This is a genomic window from Mesorhizobium sp. P2_D6, assembly GCF_056404315.1.
The window spans coordinates 47652-66064 of record NZ_JBFUEG010000024.1; the positions used below are offsets into that span (position 1 = coordinate 47652).

The following is an 18413-nucleotide window of genomic DNA, read 5'->3' on the forward strand; positions in this document are numbered from 1 at the left end:
ATGAGGTTACCCAGATGACACTGACCGAACGCATTTTCCTGGATGAAACCCGGATCCCGCTGAAATTCGCGATGCGACATCTGGCCGGAGCCGTCTCCGTGGTGACTGCAGGTATTGGCGACGAACGGACGGGCGCAACGATTACCACGGCCCACTCCTTGTCGGTCGAACCCGAGGTGATGGTCGTCAGCATCAATCTGAGCTCGTCGACATGGACAGCCATCAGCCGGCATCGGCATTTCTGCGTTAATGTGCTGCGCGCCGACCAGATCGCGATTGCCGATCGTTTTGCTGGCCGCGGCGGCCTCAAGGGTTCGGCGCGTTACGAAGGAGCGCGCTGGTCCAGCCATGCAACCGGCGCGCTGGCACTCGAAGGTGCGCTTGCCGCGGTCGACTGCACGGTCGAGGACACCATCATTCGCCACAGCCACGCGCTGATCCTCGGCAGCGTCCGGCATGTGGCGAGCGGAGAGCCCGGTCCGGCACTGATCTATCACCACGGCGCATACCAACGTCCGCTTTGAATGGCGATCACAAGTCTGGCATAGTCCAAGCCCTCGAGTTTTGCGAAGACGCGCGGCCGTTGGCTCGCGGAACCATACGGGAAGATTTCTGATTTTGGCCCACGAAAAAGCCAATGAAATCAACGACCTTAACACGCTCTCCGGGCTCACCATGATCATTGATTTTGCAATGAAATAATGCCCTAATTGCTGTGGTTGACGGTACTTTTCGAGACGGCAGACGACGCTTGGTCGAGACTCAAAAGTGCAAAATTCGTCCGATTGGTCCCGATAGTTGGCGAAACCTCAGAATTTTTTTTGTGGCAATTTTCCCTTTAAAAGCAATAGCGTAGTTTTTTGACGGCTCCAGTGTCGATCTCTTCAAGGTGATCGCCAGCATTCGGCTACTACAATATGGGGTCACTGAGTTCGCTTGTTCGGCCTCGGCGGAACGGTACGGGAAGCGAGGGCTTCAGTTTTGGCTCACGAAAAAGTCAATGAAATCAAAGATTCTAGCCCGGTCCGAATTGACAGCCTCTTCTTGAAGGCTAACGGCTAGATCACCGTTTCTCCTCCATCGACAACCAGAATCTGGCCCGTCATATACGAGGAGCGGTCAGACACCAGAAACAGCACTGCCTCCGCGATTTCCTCGACGCTTGCCCAACGGCCAAGCGGCACCCTTTCGCGGATGTAGGCTTCGATGGCTTCTCGGCCTCCCATCTGGGCGATGAAAGGAGCATTGAAGGGCGTGTCCACCCAGCCCGGGCAAAGCGCGTTGACGCGAATGCCGAAGCGGCCATAGTCGCCGGCCATCTGCCTGGTCATCGCGATCACCGCGTGCTTGGTCGTCGTATAGGCGATCATCTCGCGGTCATAGAGCACGCCGGAGCTCGACGATGTGTTGAGGATGACGCCGCGGCCTGCCTTCTTCATGAACGGCATCACGATGCGGGCACCGAGGAAGTGAGCCCGCACATTGAGCGTCCAGGAGGTGTCGAAGCCTTTCACGCTCACACCGAGCACGTCGCCTTCGACCTGTACGCCGGCATGATTGTGCAGGATGTCGATCCTGCCCTGAATGTGGATGAAATCGTGAAAGCCGGCTTCAAGCGCCTGATCGTCGGTCAGGTCGAACACAAGTGCCTTTGCCCGGCCACCTGCGGCAAGAATCTGTTCGACAGTCGCGTTGGCGCCGTCGGTGCTACGATCCGCCACGCCGACCACTGCACCCTCGCGCGCGATGATCAGCGCCGCAGCCCTGCCGATGCCGGATCCCGCGCCGGTGACGATCGCGGTCCTGTCCTTCAGGATCATCCCTCTTCACCCTTTCTCGCCGGCTTGTAATCCTGCATCATCCGGCGGGCGAGCCTCGGCCGCTCCGGTGCGCGCGGATCAACCTTGAGGACAAGACAGGCATGTACGACTTCGGCCCCTTCGAGTTCGAGTCGAAGCAGGATTTTTTCGACAAGGCAATGCGTTTCTGGAATCCTGACAAGACCAGGTTCTGGCAGAAGGCCGGGATCGATCTGGTGATCGGCAGGCGGGAGGGTTATTTCCTCTACGACATGTCGGGGCGCCGCCTGATCGACCTGCATCTCAATGGCGGCACCTACAATCTCGGTCACCGCAATCCGGAGCTGGTCGAGACGCTAAAGAGCGCGCTCGACTATTTCGACATCGGCAACCACTGGTTCCCTTCCGTGGCGCGAACGGCGCTGGCCGAATCCCTCATCAATGTCTCGCCCGGCATGAAATACGCGATCTTCGCGCCGGGCGGCGCGGAGGCGGTGGACATCGCCATCAAGAGCGCTCGCTATGCTACCAAGCGGCGCAAGATCGTGTCGATCATCAAAGGTTATCACGGACATTCAGGGCTCGCGGTAGCGACCGGCGACGATCGCTTCACCAAGATCTTTCTCTCCGACCAGCCGGAGACGTTCATCCAGGTGCCCTTCAACGATATCGACGCCATGGCGCAGGCGCTCGAGGTTGAAGACGTAGCGGCACTGATCATGGAGACGATCCCCGCCACCTACGGCTTCCCGATGCCGAAGGACGGCTATCTCAACGCCTGCAAGGCGCTGTGCGAAAAGCATGGCGCGATGTACATCGCCGACGAGGTCCAGACCGGCCTGATGCGGACCGGCAGCATGTGGGGCTGGCAGGCCTATGGCGTCCAGCCGGACATCATGGTGACGGCAAAGGGCCTGTCCGGCGGCCTCTATCCGATCAGCGCGGCGCTAGTGAACGACAAGGCCGGCGGCTGGCTCAACGAGGATGGTGCGGCCCACATCTCGACCACCGGCGGGGCCGAGCTCGGCTGTGTCGTTGGCCACAAGGTCATCGAGATGCTGCAGCGGCCCGAACTGGTGGCCAATGTCGGCACCGTGACTGAGTTCATGGCACAGGCCATGCGCGAGATGCTGGCTCGTCACGGCGATATCTTCACCGGGGTGCGGCAGAAGGGCGTGATCCTCGGTCTGGAATTCAGCAATCACCCGGAGGGCGCCGTCTTCGCGTCGCGTGCACTCTACGAGCAGGGCGTCTGGGCGATCTTCTCGTCGCTCGACAAGCGGGTGCTGCAGTGGAAGCCCGGCGTGCTGCTGGATCCAGAAACCTGCCGGGACATCATGGATCGCTTCGACGCGGCAATGCCGCGCGCCCGAGAGTTGCTGCATCAGGCAGGCAAGGCGAGTTGACATGTCCCGAACCTGGTTGAAACTGCCAGGCGTCCGGTTCGAGCTGGCGGCCGGGCTTGCCGTGATCGCGCGGATTCTGACAGGGGACAAGGGTGCAATGATAGGGCAGGGCGGACAGTGACGGATTTCGACGCACTCACGCACGACCAGCAACTCGGCATCTTGCAGGAGACGGCGGAGGCGGCCACCGCCAACTACGATCTGCCGGCGGACGTTTCTGTCGAGATGATCAACCTGTCGGAGAATGCGACCTACAAGATTGCGGCTCGCGACGGCCGGCGGTGGGCGCTCCGCATCCATCGCGAGGGCTACCATTCAAGGACGGCTATCCAATCTGAACTGGCCTGGCTGGCCGATCTGCGCCAGACCGGGATCGTCCCCACACCCGTGCCGGTGGCGGGGAGGGACGGTGAGCAAATCCAGCTTGTCGGCCATGCCAGACTGGCGCATCCCCGCCATGTCGTGTTGTCGCAATGGGAGACCGGTTCGGAGCCGGGCATAGGCGAGGCGCTCGCGGAACCTTTCGAGGTGCTGGGCGAGGTCACGGCCCGCATGCACATCCATGCCCGGCAGTGGCGGCGCCCTTCGTGGTTCAGCCGCCACGTGTGGGATTTCGAGACGAGCCTCGGCGAGGAAAACCCGCATTGGGGGCGCTGGCGTGACGGCATGGGCGTCGACGCAGCGAAAGCCAAGCTCTTTGGCAGCACCGCGGAGCTGATCGGCCGCAGGCTCGCTGCCTTCGGCAAGGGCCATGACCGCTTCGGCCTCATCCATTGCGATCTGCGGCTCGCCAACCTTTTGATCGACGGCAAGACAGTGAAGGTCATCGACTTCGACGACTGCGGCTTTGGCTGGTATATGTATGACGCCGCGACGCCCATCTCTTTCTACGAGCATGAACCGCAGGCTGCCGATCTTATCCAGTCGTGGACGACCGGCTATCGCCGCGTGCTTGACCTGCCCAAGGCGGACGAGGACGAGATCCCGACCTTTGTGATGCTGCGCCGTCTGCTCTTGGTCGCGTGGATCGGCTCGCACGCGGAGACGGACCTCGCCAGGTCGATGGGCCTGCCCTATACCGAGGGAACGGTCGGGCTGTGCGAGGCCTATCTGAGCAAGTTTTCCTAGTTCCGCACAGCCGCGCGCGATCTTCCTTCGCGACCGCGAGCCATCGGTTCCGTCGTTGCGCTTACGCCAGTGCTTCCAGGCTCTCCGGCAGGATCTGGCCGCCGTCGACGATGATCGTCTGTCCCGTCACGTAGCCGGCTTCCTTCGACGCAAAGTAGAGCGCGGCGTAGCCGATGTCTTCCACGGTTCCGAGCCGCTTGAGCGGGATCGAGGCGGCCATGGTCCTCTGGTAGTCCTCGCCTAGGCCGGCAAGGCCCTCGGTCACGATGTTGCCCGGCATGACGGCATTGACGGTGATGCCGTATTTCGCCAGTTCGATGCAGGCCGTTCGCATGAAGCCGAGCTGTCCCGCCTTGGTGGCGCCGTAGTGCGACCAGCCGGGAAAACCGGTGATCGGGCCGGTGATCGACGACGTCAGCACGATGCGGCCCTGGTCGGATGTCTTGAGATAGGGAACCGCTGCCTTGACCGCGTGGAAGGTGCCCTTGAGATTGGTGTCGACAACCTCGTCCCATTGCTGCGAGGTCATGTCTTCGAGCCGTGCCTGCGGAAAGATGCCGGCATTGGCGCACAAAACGTCGATACTTCCGTTTCTCGCGGCTGCCACTGCAAGCGCGCTCTCGATGCTGGCGAGCGAGGTAACGTCGCCAACCACGCCAAAGGCGCCATGGCCGATCTCGGCGGCCGCGGCTTCGGCCTGGTCGGGATGGCGCGCAACGATCGCGACCTTGGCACCCGAGAGCGCAAACACCCGCGCTATGCCCTTGCCGATGCCTTTCGATCCGCCGGTAACGACGACGGACCGACCCTTCAAAGACTGGGTCATGACTTGAAGCTCCAAAATGAGACGGGGACAGGGCGGATACCCTGTCCCCGTTGTCGCAAGGATTCTGGGCGGTAGGCGCCCTAGCCCTCATTCACCATGTGACCGATGTTCTCGTATGCCTTGGGGTTGGCCGACTTCAGCACGAAGCCCCAGATCAGACCGACGATAAGGATAGCAAGCCCGACATAGGGGATGCTCCTGGCAAAGCCATTGGTGCCCCCCAGAGTCGCGAGATTGGCAACCAGCGTGTAGACGAGGACGAGTTGGACAATGAGCGAGATCAACGGCGCGATGACAGTCGTCAGCATGCTGCCGCCGCCGTTCTTCTTGAACCACATGTAGATCGCCAGCGAGACAACGGCCTGCAGCACCAAAAGCAGTCCGGTTCCAAGCACAGCAAACAGCGTATAGACGCCAAGCCAGGCCTGTCCTGACGGATCGTCGAAGCCGTAGGCCAGACCGTAGAGCAGCACCCATACTGCCGCCAGCACCGACTGCAGCGCCGAGGCCTTGTGTGGGCTCTTGTGGTGGTCATGCGTCTCGGCGATCGCTTGGGGCAGGACGCCTTCGCGCGCCAGCGAATACAAATAGCGTGAAGCAGTGTTGTGGAAGGCCATGCCGCAGGCGAAGGAACTGGTCAGGATCAGAAGCGACATCAGCTGGTAGCCCCAGCCGCCGACAAAAGTCTGAACGGGCGTCAGGAAGAAGTTCACCCCGTCGGAAAATGCCTTGGCCACCATGTCGGCCTCGGTGGGATAGGCCGCCACCGCGCACCAGCTGACGAAGGTGTAGAACAGGCCGAGGCCAATGACCGAGATCAGCAGCGATTGCGGAATGATGCGCTTGGGATCGCGGGATTCCTCGGCATAGTTCGGCGCCATCTCGAAGCCGACCCAGGACCAGAACGCCATGAAGATGCCGACGGCCGCCGCGCCCGCGGGGATGGCCACGGTTCCGACGGTCTGTTCGGCGACTGGCGTGAACACCTTGAACACATTGAGCGAATCACCAGAAAAATTCGTTGCGCCATGGGCAAAAATCACGCCCAGCGAAAAGATCAGAAGCATGATCACCTCAAGAATGAGGGCTATGCCGAGCAACCGCGCCGACACCTTCACGTCGCGGTAGGCAAGTGCCGCGATGACCACGATCATGACCAGGGCAAGGACGATCCACGGTACGTTGATGCCGAAATGCTGGGAAATCCACAAATTGCCGAAAAATGCGAACAGTCCGGTGAGGGAAGCTTCGAACAGCGAGTAGCAGGCGAGCGAGCCGATGCCCGCCGACATGCCGACCTCACGGCCGAGCCCCTGGCTGATAAAGGAGTAGAAGCCGCCGACGGAGGAGACCCGCGATGCCATCGCGGCATAGCCGACCGAGAAGATGGTCAGCACGATCGTCGCCATCAGGAAGGCGGCAGGGGTATATTTGCCGATGCCGTAGCCCGCCGCGAACGGGACGTTGCCCAGCATCGCCGACATTGGCGCCGCGCCGGTGACGGCGAGAAAGAGCACTCCGGCGAGCCCCACGGCCTTCGAGTGCAAAAGGTTGATGCTGTTACTTTTCGAGACGTCGATCGTCCCCCGTGCAGTTTCTATGGCCATGAAGCCCTCTCCATTCGTGACAGCTGTATGCAGTTCCCCGCACATGGCGGCCGATGTGTCCCGGCTTGCGAGTGCTGCCATGACACTACGGACGCAGCGTCACTTTGCCAAGGCCATGATTTTGCAAAGCTCGCCGCTCGACATCACGTGGCAGTAGATCATGTTGATGATTTCGAGCTCCTTGCGATGAAGCTCGTCGGTCGCCGCCGCGCAGCAATCCTCTAGCACGATGACGGCATAGCTTTCGTCGGCCAGGCTTCGCACAGTCGAAGACACGCACTGGTCCGTGAAGATACCGCAGCAGATGACATTCCTGATGCCGAGATTGTGCAGGATCAGGCGCAGATTCGTCCCAGTCAGCGCGGAATCGGTGGTCTTGGTCACGACGATTTCGTCCCCGGCCGGCTGAAGCTCGGCAACGAGCTGCGACGGCGCATCGTTCTTTGGCAGCAGCAAATTGTTCCAGCCCGGCATTTTCTGGGAGAGCGAGCGGTCGCGCCCGTCCCTGGTGTGGCAGGCGATGCGGGCAAAAAGGCATTCGATGCCATTTTGCCGTGCCAACTCCAGCAGTCTCGCCGTGTTCGGTATGACCGTGCCGAGCATGCGCTCGTGGAACGGCGTCCACAGATCGTAGCGGTGCTGTTCTTGCGACGAAAGCGACGCGCGATCCGGCCGTTCCAGGTAGGTGTTTTGAACATCGATGACCAGGATGGCGGTTTGTGCTGGCACCAGCACCGGATCATCCGGCTCGGGTGCGCCGAGGTAGTAGAGCGAACGGAATCCGGTTTTCCAGCTCATGCGGTCCTTTCAGAAGCGGAACGTGAAAAGGCCGCGCGCCGCGTAGGTCTCGGCGGCTTCCTCGATGAAACGGGCGATGCGTTCGGCCTGGTAGGTCTCGCGCATCGTGGCGGCGGCCTCGAGCAATTCTTGCTTGGACTTGGCGCGGCCTGGGCGCAGTAGTTCGTACACCTGCATGATGAAATCCTGCGGCACCTCGACAAGCTCTGCCCCCCGCTCGAAGTTGAGGGCCAGTGTCGGCCGTCCGACATCGCGCGCCACATCGGCCTGTGCCTGCAGCGCTCGTGGTGTGATGCGAAGGTCTTCCATCGTCGCGTCGCCCGCAAGCACCGAATCCAGCGTTATCTCAGGAAGCGACTTGCCGCGCTTGCCCGTAACTGTGTCGGGCTGTGTTTCGGCGAGCGGATAGTCGGCGCGCGTGTGGGTCACGATTTCACCCCCGTCAGTGTGATGTCGACCTCTTCGGGAGCCGCACCGGCCTCCGTCAGCCCGGTTTCGATGGCGTAGATGAGGGCGACGCGGGCGTGGTAGCGAGACCCCATGGCCTCGCCCCGCTGCGGCACGACGATGGGCTCTGGCATTTCGCCCAGCGCATAGGCTGCCGCATTGGCGCCGAGTGCGCGATAGTGCTCAAGCCTGGTGATTGGCGCATTGGAAAACAGTTCCAGATTGTTGTGCGGCTGGCGGTCACGCTGATGGATGACGGCCGTGCCCTTGGCCTGGATACCGATACCGATTCCGCTGCCGGCAAGCCGCGCAGCGGACAGGCCGAGGAAGGACGTATCGGCCGTATGGCGAAAGCGAACGACGCGCGCCTTGAGCCCGCGCGCGCGGATCGCATCCAGCATGGCTCCAAGCACCTCGGACAGCCGATGTCCGGCCGTCGTTCGGTAAAGCTTCAAGCCGAAGGCCGGGCTGATGCCAATCACCACGTCGTCGTTTGCTGGCCCGTTCGTTGCCGGCCCAAGGTTGCGATAGCTGATGTGCCTTGCCTCGTCCTTCTCGTGCAGGGCTTCCGAGCGCAGCACTTCCTTCTGGTCCAGCACATCTCGGATGTCATTGAGCTGCAGGCGCCGTTCTTCGGACACACGATAGCCGGAGCCGGGACCGAGATAGTCGTTCGGATCGTTGACCGCACTCACGATCCGCCCATCGCGGATCATGGCTGAGGTCTGGAGATAATCACCGGAAAGGCGCAGCTTGACCACGTCGAGGAGGTTCTCCGCCTCTTCGCGGAACCCACGCTTGGCCAGCGCCTTGACGACGTCGATCACGGTGATGCCGCGCTCCTTGATGGCTTCGCTGATAAAGCTGACGTCGCGCGGCATCAGGCTGCGCGTATCGTCGGAACCGGAAGCGTAGACCACGCTGCTTTTCATGTCCTCGGTCGGTGAGGAAAGGTCGAGTTCCTCGAACACGGCGGCGATCGCTTCCACCGCCCGCTCGCGCAGCTCGATCGCGCGCGACTCGGGCAGCGGCGTCAGCCCGCCATCGGCCTCGAAATCGCGCTGCAGCACAAGATAATCTTCCAGTTCCTCGCCGTTGATCAGCGACGGGTTGAACGAATTGTCGTATTTCAGGATCGACCCCATGCCGGAGCAGATCAGATCCGAGCCGGCAATCAGGTAGGGAAGGATCTTGGCGCCGACGCGAATTTCCGATTCGGTCGAGCGCGCGTCATTGCCCGAGGCGCATTCGAGATCGAGCCAGACGGCGATGAGGTTCTCGGCCATCAGCTCGCGAACACCGCCGGGTATAGTGGCGGTCAAAGGCGCTCCGTCGATACCGCCATTTTGCGTGCCTTGCACCCCCATGCCGCGCTGCAGGCAGAGGCAGCGCGCCTCCAGGTAGATCAGCGATTTTGCTTCATGGAAGCCCATTAGCAATTCGGAGCCGGCACCCGACGTACAGCGCATCTTGACGCCGCGCGAGGCGTAGGCGGCGGCGAGAAATGCCTTGGACCACGGCGTGTCGTCGCCATCGGTGAACGACTTTTCCGTGCCGTAGACGGAAACGGTTTCGGCGTAGGAGGTAAAGCCGGCCATGGCGATGCGCAGCTCTTCGGCTTCCTCACTGGAGCATTGGAACAGCGTTCCCCAGCGACCGACCGCGCCGCCTACCGCGCACGCCACCGCGTTGGACCAGGCGTTGCGCGACACACGCATTGTTGTCTCGATCTCGTCGAAGCCAAAGGCGACGGCGGTTGCAGCGTCCGCGGCGAGCTGCAGCGGGTCGTCCTTGGCGTTGGTTACATGCGCCTGGTTGCCTGGCGTCTTGCGGGCTCGCATCTTCGAGTAGGCGAAGGCGATCTCCAGTGCGTTGAGCTGCGACACGACCTCAGCGAGTTTCGCAGGCGTCATGCCGTGGGCGAGCCGCACGAGCTTTTCGCGCGGAACGTTCATGTCGACCAGCCAGCGCGCAATGGTCGCTGACTCCAGGGCCATCGCTTCCGGCGCCACTTCCGGGTCGATGTGATGGCGGGCGATGAAGCGGTCGATCATATCGTAGTCGTGTTCGAGCACCCCATCGAGGGACACGACGCGCCCGTCCTTGATGCCGATGCCAGGTTTGGGATCGGCCGGACTGGAGAAAGCGGAGAAGCCGTTGGCAGGGTCTTCCGCCGCAAACTTGTCCAGACGCAACGGCCGCTCGTCCCAATCGGCGAAGCGCTTCCAGCGGTTCAGTTTCGGCGTCATGCGTGCGATCCTCGACCCAGCCGAAAGACTAGTGAATGCTTACTCGCCACACAATGACCCTGGATCGACCGCCGGCCAAGGGGGCGCACGCAGCGGGCTCAAAAGCTCCTCGCCGCGGTTGGTGTGGTGACGGTACTTTTGAAAGACCACCTAGCGCTATCGGACGCCGCAAACTGCGAGAAATCGTCCGATTGGTCTCGATAGTTGGTGAAACGTCGAAAATATTCTCGAGTCGATTTTCCCTTTAAAATCAAAAGCGTAAATTTTCGACGGTGTTGATGCCGGTGTTTGGGCGGCGGCAAGAAGTATTTGCCAGTAATTTCAATTGGTTATATGCTGTTTGAACGATCGAGTGGGAGTAGGGCAAAGACCTGCAAAATTCGACGAAACGGCTATTTTAGCGCGGAAAAGCAGGAGGTTATCTGCGTTCTTGTTGACTATCTGCGCCACATCGTCAATTGGCGTCGGATCAGCGCTCTGACGGCATCAGCCTGCAGCTCGGCGGTTTCGATGTAGTCATAGGGCGGCCAATGGCTTCCGCACCAAACCTAGAATTCTTCGGGATCCTCGTTCGTGGCAGACATGCGTTTGGCGTGCTGGCACTATGCGGACCTCAACCCGAGGCGAGTTCGGCAAGTTCGTCGGCCGCTTCACTGATACCGTAGGCTGCCGCGCGCTCGAGCCACAGGCGACCGGCTACCGGGTCGCGCTCCCCAGCGATACCCCTTGAGAAATAACGCCCGAGCATGAGTTGGGCTTGGCCATGCCCACGTCCAGCAGCGGCTGCGTACCATTTCTGCGCTGCCGTTTGGCTGACCGGCACGCCCTGGCCAGCACCATACAGCGCGCCAAGTGCAAACATCGCTCCGGCGTGACCGTCGAGAGCGGCGCGCTCGAACAGCTGCATGGCAACCTTTGGCTCACGTGTGCCCCCGCGCCCGTTGAGCAGCATCTCGGCAAGCGCCACCTGCGCGTCGAGCATGCCGGCATTGGCTGCCCGAGCAAACCAGAGGCGGGCCTGCGATGGGTCGGGCGCCACGCCGCGTCCATCTTGCAGGAGGCGGGCGTACATATATTGCGCCTCGGCGACACCTTCAGCCGCACGCCTTAGCCATTGCGCCGCTTGCCCCTCGTCCTGGCGGACGCCGACTCCGTTGGCGAAGCAGAGCCCAAGATTGAATGCCGCTATGAGGTCCCCCGATGATGCGGCCGCTTCGAACCATCCGGCAACGCTTGCATGATCATCGGGCTCGCCGGCTCCTTCGAGAACAAGATTGGCGAGATCGACCTGTGCTTCCTGATTGCCGCCATTTGCAGCGGCGCGCAGCCAGCGTGCTCCCTCTTCGAGATCCTGAGCCACGCCGTTCCCCGTCAAATAGAGCGAGGCCAACGCGCGGGCGGCGGCCTGATGGCCCGCTTCGGCCGCCCGCCGGTACCAGTTTGCGGATTCTGCAAAATCCGGCCGCTGCGTCTTCACATAGCGCTCGCCGAGGAGATAGGCGGCCTCGATATTGCCTGCCAACGCGGCACGCCGCATCCACGCCTCTCCAGCAGCAATATCCTGGTCGACAAATGCACCATCAATCAATGCCAATCCCAACCGGAACTGGGCGGAGGGAAGGCCTTTCTCCGCAGCAGCCTGATATAGTTGAACCGCTGCAGCCATTTCGCGTGCGACGCCCAGCCCGTGCTCGGTAAGAACCGCGAGAAGGTAGATTGCGGTCGGCAGACCGGCGTCGGCGGCACGTCTTACCTCTTTTGCAACCCTGACCCTGTTTTCCCGTTTGCCATTGCGGGCCAGCGACAGGGCAAAGCCGAGACACCCCTCGGCGCAGCCGGCAGAAGCCGACTTCTCGTACCACCGGTGCGCCGCATCTGCGTTGCGCATTGGTTTGGGGCCGCTGGTAAGTATATAGCCGAGGATAGCCTGTCCCACGGCCGAGCCCGCCTCGGCCGCCCTGGTGGCAAAGTCGAACGCGGCTGTGAAGTCTGGTTTGCCCGAGGTATCTGGTTCAAACAATTGGTTGGATTCGGCGCCGTTGCCGTCAGCTTCCTTAGCCACCAGCCCCGTCAAATAGAGAGCGGCGAGGAGCGCTTGCGCATCGGCGCTCCCGTGATTGGCTGCCCGCATCAGCCATCGCGCGCCTTCCACACGGCTTGGCGGCACACCCGAGCCTTCGAGATAGCAACGCGCGACCCGGTACTCGGCGTCGACGATCCCCGCGCGCGCCGCGCTCGCCATCAGCGGAAAGGCTTCTGCGGGCTTGCCGCTGTCAGCGAGCTGGATCGCCCGGCGCAACGCTGCCGCCGGGGAAGCAAGAACAGTCAGCCGATCCAGGATTGTCATCGATCCGAGTCTCCGATACCCCCGTGCGCTACGGCTCCCGCATTGCCTCCTGGCCGACCGGGAGCATCACACCGAGAATGTATTTGAGCACTGTGCGACGGCCGACCTTTACGTCGGCGGTCACCGGCATGCCGGGGCTCACGGTGAAACCGGCAGGCACGCCGTGGAGGGCGACCTGGTCGATGGAAATGCGCGTGCGATAGAACGGCTCGGCGTCGGGCGGCAGCATAGCCAGGGAGCTGTTCGGATCGCGTGCTTGCTCCTGCGCGGAGAAGGAATCGGGGCTAAGTGCCCGCACGGTGCCATGAGCAAGGCCGTATTGCGAATAGGGGAAGGTGTCGAACTTAATGACCACTGAGTCGCCGACATGCACAAAGCCGCTGCTGCGGCCGACGATGTTTGTCTCGATCTCAAGCGGCGCGTTGGCCGGCACCAGCGTAATCAATCGCTCGCCGGACTGCAGGACCGACCCGACCGAGACCTTGGCCACTGACTGAACGATGGCGTCTGCTTCGCTCTTCAGCTCGACCAATTGCTTACGCAGCTTTGCCTTGTTGAGAAGTTCGCGGGCGTCGGACATGCGCGAACTGGCCTCGGACAAGCTCTGTGAAACATCCGCTCGCCAACCCTGAATATAGCCGTCGCGCTCGGCGGCCACCGCTGCCTGCTGGAGCCTTGCGGCTTGCGCGGTCTGCTCGGCATTGCCGAGCGCCCGGGACATCTCAGCGCGATTGTCCTCGGCAAGCAGCGTATTGAGGCGGCTGCCTACCTGCCTTGCCTCGAGTTGCTTGCGCATCTGCTCAATCGAGCCGGCGACCGCGAGCCGCTGGCGGTAGCCATCTGCATCCGATAGCGAGCGCGAGATTACGGAACTGAGTTCGTCGCGCTGGCGGTCGAAATTCTCAACCTTGGCGTCATAGACCGCCTTGCGGCGCTCAAAAATCGATGCCTGCAGGGTCCAGCTTGGATCGAGACCGTCATAATCGAAAGCCCGGCCATCCGCTTCCGCCTTCAACCGCGCGACTTCAGCTTCAAGCGTCGAAACCTGCATGGCGAGCGTCGCCAGATCGGCAGAAGCAAAGGTCGCATCGAGGCGAGCAAGCACTTGACCGGCCTGCACGTGCTGTCCTTCACGAACGTCGATCGAGCGAACGATTGCCGTCTCCAGCGGCTGCACGACCATATTAGGCGATTTTGACACCACGAGCCCTCTGGCCGTTACAACCTGATCGACCGGTATCAGTCCGGCCACAGCGATCAGCGCGATGACCAGGCTCGCGATGATCCAGACGATGCCGCGCGCCGTCCGCGGGATAGGAGCATTGGCGACAGCCGTCGACGGCCACTGGAACTCGAGTATGGCCGGCGTTGTCGGATCCCTCGTTTCCATCCGATGCCGCCGAGCCGGAAGGGCGATGAGAGAGGTGCTACTCATGGGTTACCGGACCTGAATTGTGGCATCGTCAAACCAACCGCGGTGGGATGGCGACCGGGCGGCCATGACGGCCGTCGAGGTGCCGGTTTTGCTGCGACCACAGCTGGCGATAAAGCACGCATCGCTCGAGCAGTGTCGCATGCGGCGCGACGTCAAGGACCTTACCCTGATCCATAACCAGGATGTTGTCGCATTCTGTCAGTGAGGACAGCCGGTGCGAAACGATGATCATCGTGCGCCCGCTGGCGATGCGCATGAGATTGGCGCTTACCACCGCCTCGCTCTCCGGGTCGAGCGCGCTGGTCGCTTCGTCGAGGATGAGAATGGTCGGATCGTGGATGAGGGCGCGTGCGATCGCCAGCCGCTGCTTTTGACCACCTGACAAATTGGGCGAACCTTCCTCGATATAGGTGTCATAGCCATTGGGCATGCGCTCGATGAATTCCTGGGCGCCGGCGAGGTGTGCTGCACGCATGGCATCGGCAAGCGTCAGGCCTGGCCGCCCGGCGATGATGTTATCGCGGATTGACCCGCGAAAGAGAAAGTTGTCCTGCAGGACCACGCCGAGCCCTTGGCGAAGATGGCGTAGGTTGATCTCCTTGAGGTCGACGCCATCGAGCTTGAGGAAACCGCTGTAGTCGCGGTTGATTCCCTGCAGGAGGCGCGCGATCGTTGATTTTCCCGACCCGCTGCGCCCAACAATGCCAAACATGCTTCCGGCGGGAATGTGGAAGCTGACCCTGTCAAGCGCCGGTGTCTTCGTCGCGATGTAGCTGAAGGTCAGGTCGCTGAAAGTGACCTCGCCCACGAGCCTGGGTCTCAGGCCGGTGGAATTCGAACTGCTCTCCAGCGGCCGGTTGAGAACCGAGGCCGCCTCGCCGATGGCTGCACCGACCTCCTCGTAGTCTTCAACCAGTCGCGCCAGGCCGACCAGCGGCTGCGCTACGCGCTGGGAGATCATCATGAAGGCGAACAGGCTGCCAACCATGTAGCCCGAGCGGTCGTTCAACGCGAGATAGGCGCCGATCAGCATGGTGCCGAGCACCATGACGCGTTCGATCGGCGTGACCAACGTCTGCGGCCAGCTTGCAAGCTGGCCGAAGGCGAGGCGAGCCTTTCCGGCTTCCGCCACCCGCTCGTCCCAGAGCGCCTTGCGCTGCGGCTCGAGGCCGAGCGCCTTCACTGTCTTGATGCCGACGACAGTCTCGCCAAGCGCTGCCGACTTCCAGGTCTCGGCTTCGACCACTCGCTGGTATCTGCGGCGCAGCGGTTTGAGAAAGGCAAGGATGATCAGCATGATCACGGCCGCGCAAGCCATTACGACCCAGGCGAGCGTGGAGTTGATGTAGAACATGACCGGTACCAGCACGCACAGTGTGATTAGATCCAGGAACGTGCTGAGGAGTTTTCCGGTCAGGAACTCTCGAATACGATAGACTTGGGCCAGATGATACATCGTCTCGCCGGCCGGATGACGCTCGAAATAATCGAGCGGCAGGCGCAAGAGCCGGCTAAAGACGTGCAACTGCAGCTTGGTGTCCAGGCGGGCGCCGACGACGTTGATGATCAGTCGCCGCGCATGGCCAAGAAGTGTCTCATAGGCGAAGACCACGGCAATCACCGCAGACAAGAGCAGCAAAGTCGAGATGCTGTTGAACTGCAGCACCTTGTTGACCAACGTCATCACGATGAGTGGCGGCAGGATGGTCAGGATGCTCAGCGTGAACGAGGCAATGGCTATGTCGCGCAGGGGCTGGCTTTCTAGCCGCACCAGCTGGGTGAGCCAGTGAAGGGTGAAAGGCGCATCCGCCGCCACGTGCGACCGTGTCGCGCGCAGCAGCACCGCCTCGCCCGTCCACACCCGCGACAGCCGAAGCTCATCGATGGCGGTGGCCTCACCGTCGTCTGGCGCGTCGGCACTTTTGAGGAAGACGACATTGCGCTCCGCACTCGCTCCGGTCAGGAGGGCCGCGCCGCCATCGCTGAACAAGAGCACGACCGGTCCGGTATCCTGGAAGCGCAAGAGGTGGGACCAGCGGATGCGCAGGGCACGCGCCCACATGCCGGCGTTCTGTGCCCATTCGGAGAGATCGGTAGCGGTCGGAACCGCGCTCGCTGTCCTGAATTCGTTGGGGTCGAGTTCGACGCCATGATAACGGGCGGCCTGTAGTACTGCCTTCGGGCGTGGCCCGATCTGGTCGCGCTCGGCGGGGCCGCCGGGAGGCCGCTCAGCAGCGTTGTGCACGCCGGCCTGGCGCGCTGCATCGTCGACTTCGGAGCTTGCACGGATCGAGACCGGCTGGTTTTCGGCGTTTACGGGCACGTTTACCATGGACTTCTCATCCGGTACGCAGGGCGAGGGTTCGAAAATGCCCGGGCCGAGGCGTTTCCGCCGAGGTTTCCGGTAACGCAGCACTGTACTCCGAACCGATCCGCCGCGCGACTCTCATGCCAATCCGTGTCTGGAGGTGGTGAACGTGAGAATTCCGCTCTCCCGCGAAGTCCGCGCGTACGCTTCATCGATGGTCTCTGGTCATGGTGGCTGACCATGGTTGGCAAGCCAGGCGCTGCGGGATGATGCTTTGCGAGCCAACAATTTAGAATAATCAGCGCGCGGGTCCCGCTTTCCAGCGAAGCCCGCGCGCCTGTTCTCAATCTGGACCAGTCCCTGTCCAGGTCCATTGCCTACTCACTCATGCGGCTTCAAGAGATCCTTCAGGGACGTCTTGACCGTGTGGTCGTTGCTGGCGTAGCCGGCGCCAGGCTTGGTCTGGTCCGTGGTGAGATCCGTGCTCGCCCCGGACGGCTTGTTCTGGTTGTTGCCGAATCCGCTGATCGTCTTGAGGACATTCAGCAGGTCCGTCGTTACCGATGTGGCCGCGAGGCCGACCAGGTTGCGGAACGACGCATGGTTGCCAGGATCACCGTTGCCGTCGGTCGAGCCCGACTGCAGGAATTTCGCAGTGTCCTTGAGGCCGAGCGAGTCGGATGTGACCTTGGCGTGGCTGTGACCAGGGCCGTTTTCTGCATTGTTATTGTTCCCGGAACCACCAGGTGCATCCTGATCTCCATTGCCAAAGCCGTTATTGCCATGGTGGTGGTTATCACCAGTCTCACCGCCCGGGCCGGTCGCTCCGGTCGCACCTGTCGCACCAGCCGAGCCCGTGGCGCCGGTCGAGCCCGTCGCACCAGTAGCGCCGGTCGAACCTGTCGCTCCGGTAGAGCCTGTCGCTCCGGTATCACCCGTGGCGCCGGTCGAACCCGTTGCGCCGGTGTCGCCGGTCGCACCTGTAGCTCCGGTTGCTCCGGTATCGCCTGTGGCTCCAGTCGAACCGGTCGCTCCGGTCGAGCCAGTCGCTCCGGTCGAGCCCGTTGCCCCGGTCGAGCCGGTTGCACCTGTGGCGCCGGTTGCGCCAGTCGAACCTGTCGCCCCGGTATCGCCAGTGGCACCGGTCGAACCGGTGGCTCCAGTAGCGCCCGTTGCACCAGTCGAGCCGGTTGCCCCGGTATCGCCAGTCGCACCAGTCGAGCCAGTCGCACCGGTAGAGCCAGTCGCACCGGTAGAGCCAGTCGCACCGGTAGAGCCAGTGGCGCCGGTCGAACCTGTCGCTCCGGTATCACCCGTGGCCCCGGTCGAACCGGTGGCACCGGTAGAGCCCGTGGCACCTGTCGAGCCGGTGGCCCCTGTCGATCCTGTTGCTCCGGTATCGCCCGTTGCACCAGTCGAGCCAGTCGCTCCGGTCGAACCAGTTGCCCCGGTCGAGCCGGTTGCACCTGTGGCGCCGGTTGCGCCAGTCGAACCTGTCGCTCCGGTATCGCCAGTGGCACCGGTCGAACCGGTGGCTCCAGTAGCGCCCGTTGCACCAGTCGAGCCGGTTGCCCCGGTATCGCCAGTCGCACCAGTCGAGCCAGTCGCTCCGGTCGAACCAGTTGCTCCGGTCGAGCCGGTTGCCCCGGTATCGCCAGTCGCACCGGTAGAGCCAGTSGCRCCGGTCGAACCAGTTGCCCCGGTCGARCCGGTTGCACCAGTCGAACCTGTCGCTCCGGTATCACCCGTGGCGCCGGTCGAACCGGTAGCACCGGTAGAGCCCGTGGCACCTGTCGAGCCGGTGGCTCCTGTCGATCCTGTTGCTCCGGTATCGCCCGTTGCACCAGTCGAGCCAGTCGCTCCGGTCGAACCAGTTGCCCCGGTCGAGCCGGTTGCACCTGTGGCGCCAGTCGAACCTGTCGCTCCGGTATCACCCGTGGCACCCGTCGAACCGGTGGCACCAGTAGCGCCCGTGGCACCAGTCGAGCCGGTGGCCCCTGTCGATCCTGTTGCTCCGGTATCGCCCGTTGCACCAGTCGAGCCAGTCGCTCCGGTCGAGCCGG

13 protein-coding genes are annotated in these 18413 nt (G+C 62.4%); 3 read left to right on the top strand and 10 right to left on the bottom strand.

Annotation, left to right across the window (positions count from 1 at the left end; translation table 11 throughout):
• The first annotated feature begins 14 nt into the window (after positions 1-14).
• Positions 15-524 carry a flavin reductase family protein gene (locus AC1D1L_RS30425; protein WP_477345055.1) on the top strand — a complete coding sequence of 170 codons (510 nt, stop codon included), beginning with the start codon at positions 15-17 and terminating at the stop codon, positions 522-524.
• A gap of 534 nt (positions 525-1058) precedes the next feature.
• Here the strand turns inward: AC1D1L_RS30425 and AC1D1L_RS30430 are convergent.
• Positions 1059-1820, bottom strand: a complete 762-nt coding sequence (locus tag AC1D1L_RS30430; protein WP_477345056.1) for an SDR family NAD(P)-dependent oxidoreductase — start codon at positions 1818-1820, stop codon at positions 1059-1061.
• 101 nt (positions 1821-1921) lie between these two features.
• Here AC1D1L_RS30430 and AC1D1L_RS30435 point away from each other — a divergent pair, with 101 nt between their 5' ends.
• Together AC1D1L_RS30435 and AC1D1L_RS30440 are read left to right on the top strand one after the other, a co-directional pair.
• Positions 1922-3205, top strand: coding sequence for a class-III pyridoxal-phosphate-dependent aminotransferase (locus tag AC1D1L_RS30435; RefSeq protein ID WP_477345057.1), 1284 nt, complete (start codon positions 1922-1924; stop codon positions 3203-3205).
• A 117-nt stretch (positions 3206-3322) separates the two neighbouring features.
• Complete coding sequence (locus AC1D1L_RS30440; protein WP_477345058.1) at positions 3323-4333, top strand: phosphotransferase enzyme family protein; 1011 nt, start codon at positions 3323-3325, stop codon at positions 4331-4333.
• A gap of 61 nt (positions 4334-4394) precedes the next feature.
• Here AC1D1L_RS30440 and fabG read toward each other — a convergent pair whose 3' ends face one another.
• The 9 genes from fabG to AC1D1L_RS30485 form a co-directional block, all read right to left on the bottom strand.
• On the bottom strand, positions 4395-5159 hold the full coding sequence (gene fabG / locus AC1D1L_RS30445; protein WP_477345059.1) for a 3-oxoacyl-ACP reductase FabG: 765 nt from the start codon (positions 5157-5159) through the stop codon (positions 4395-4397).
• A gap of 80 nt (positions 5160-5239) precedes the next feature.
• Positions 5240-6766: an APC family permease gene (locus tag AC1D1L_RS30450; protein WP_477345060.1), complete on the bottom strand. Its 1527-nt coding sequence runs from the start codon at positions 6764-6766 to the stop codon at positions 5240-5242.
• A gap of 99 nt (positions 6767-6865) precedes the next feature.
• On the bottom strand, positions 6866-7564 hold the full coding sequence (locus tag AC1D1L_RS30455; protein WP_477345061.1) for a cysteine hydrolase family protein: 699 nt from the start codon (positions 7562-7564) through the stop codon (positions 6866-6868).
• Positions 7565-7573: 9 nt separating this feature from the next.
• Entirely contained in the window at positions 7574-7993 is a 420-nt protein-coding gene (locus tag AC1D1L_RS30460; RefSeq protein WP_477345062.1) for a diol dehydratase small subunit, read from the bottom strand.
• Positions 7990-10260, bottom strand: a complete 2271-nt coding sequence (locus tag AC1D1L_RS30465; RefSeq protein WP_477345063.1) for a propanediol/glycerol family dehydratase large subunit — start codon at positions 10258-10260, stop codon at positions 7990-7992. Before AC1D1L_RS30465 ends, AC1D1L_RS30460 begins: the two co-directional genes overlap by 4 nt.
• A 613-nt stretch (positions 10261-10873) precedes the next feature.
• A complete protein-coding gene (locus tag AC1D1L_RS30470; RefSeq protein WP_477345064.1) occupies positions 10874-12607 on the bottom strand; it encodes an SEL1-like repeat protein in 1734 nt (577 codons plus the stop codon).
• 28 nt (positions 12608-12635) lie between these two features.
• Positions 12636-13997, bottom strand: coding sequence for an HlyD family type I secretion periplasmic adaptor subunit (locus AC1D1L_RS30475; RefSeq protein WP_477345065.1), 1362 nt, complete (start codon positions 13995-13997; stop codon positions 12636-12638).
• Positions 13998-14070: 73 nt separating this feature from the next.
• Complete coding sequence (locus AC1D1L_RS30480) at positions 14071-16374, bottom strand: peptidase domain-containing ABC transporter (protein ID WP_477345066.1); 2304 nt, start codon at positions 16372-16374, stop codon at positions 14071-14073.
• Positions 16375-16731: 357 nt separating this feature from the next.
• Positions 16732-18413: beta strand repeat-containing protein (locus AC1D1L_RS30485; RefSeq protein WP_477345067.1), on the bottom strand; the 1682-nt coding region annotated here is incomplete at its 5' end.

Bases quoted from the DNA above. Each gene is read 5' to 3' on its own strand.
- AC1D1L_RS30455 (WP_477345061.1), bottom strand. From the start codon at position 7,564: ATGAGCTGGAAAACCGGATTCCGTTCGCTCTACTACCTCGGCGCACCC.
- AC1D1L_RS30425 (WP_477345055.1), top strand. From the start codon at position 15: ATGACACTGACCGAACGCATTTTCCTGGATGAAACCCGGATCCCGCTG.
- AC1D1L_RS30475 (WP_477345065.1), bottom strand. From the start codon at position 13,997: ATGGAAACGAGGGATCCGACAACGCCGGCCATACTCGAGTTCCAGTGG.
- AC1D1L_RS30435 (WP_477345057.1), top strand. From the start codon at position 1,922: ATGTACGACTTCGGCCCCTTCGAGTTCGAGTCGAAGCAGGATTTTTTC.
- AC1D1L_RS30465 (WP_477345063.1), bottom strand. From the start codon at position 10,260: ATGACGCCGAAACTGAACCGCTGGAAGCGCTTCGCCGATTGGGACGAG.
- AC1D1L_RS30470 (WP_477345064.1), bottom strand. From the start codon at position 12,607: ATGACAATCCTGGATCGGCTGACTGTTCTTGCTTCCCCGGCGGCAGCG.
- AC1D1L_RS30450 (WP_477345060.1), bottom strand. From the start codon at position 6,766: ATGGCCATAGAAACTGCACGGGGGACGATCGACGTCTCGAAAAGTAAC.
- AC1D1L_RS30430 (WP_477345056.1), bottom strand. From the start codon at position 1,820: ATGATCCTGAAGGACAGGACCGCGATCGTCACCGGCGCGGGATCCGGC.
- AC1D1L_RS30480 (WP_477345066.1), bottom strand. From the start codon at position 16,374: ATGGTAAACGTGCCCGTAAACGCCGAAAACCAGCCGGTCTCGATCCGT.
- fabG (WP_477345059.1), bottom strand. From the start codon at position 5,159: ATGACCCAGTCTTTGAAGGGTCGGTCCGTCGTCGTTACCGGCGGATCG.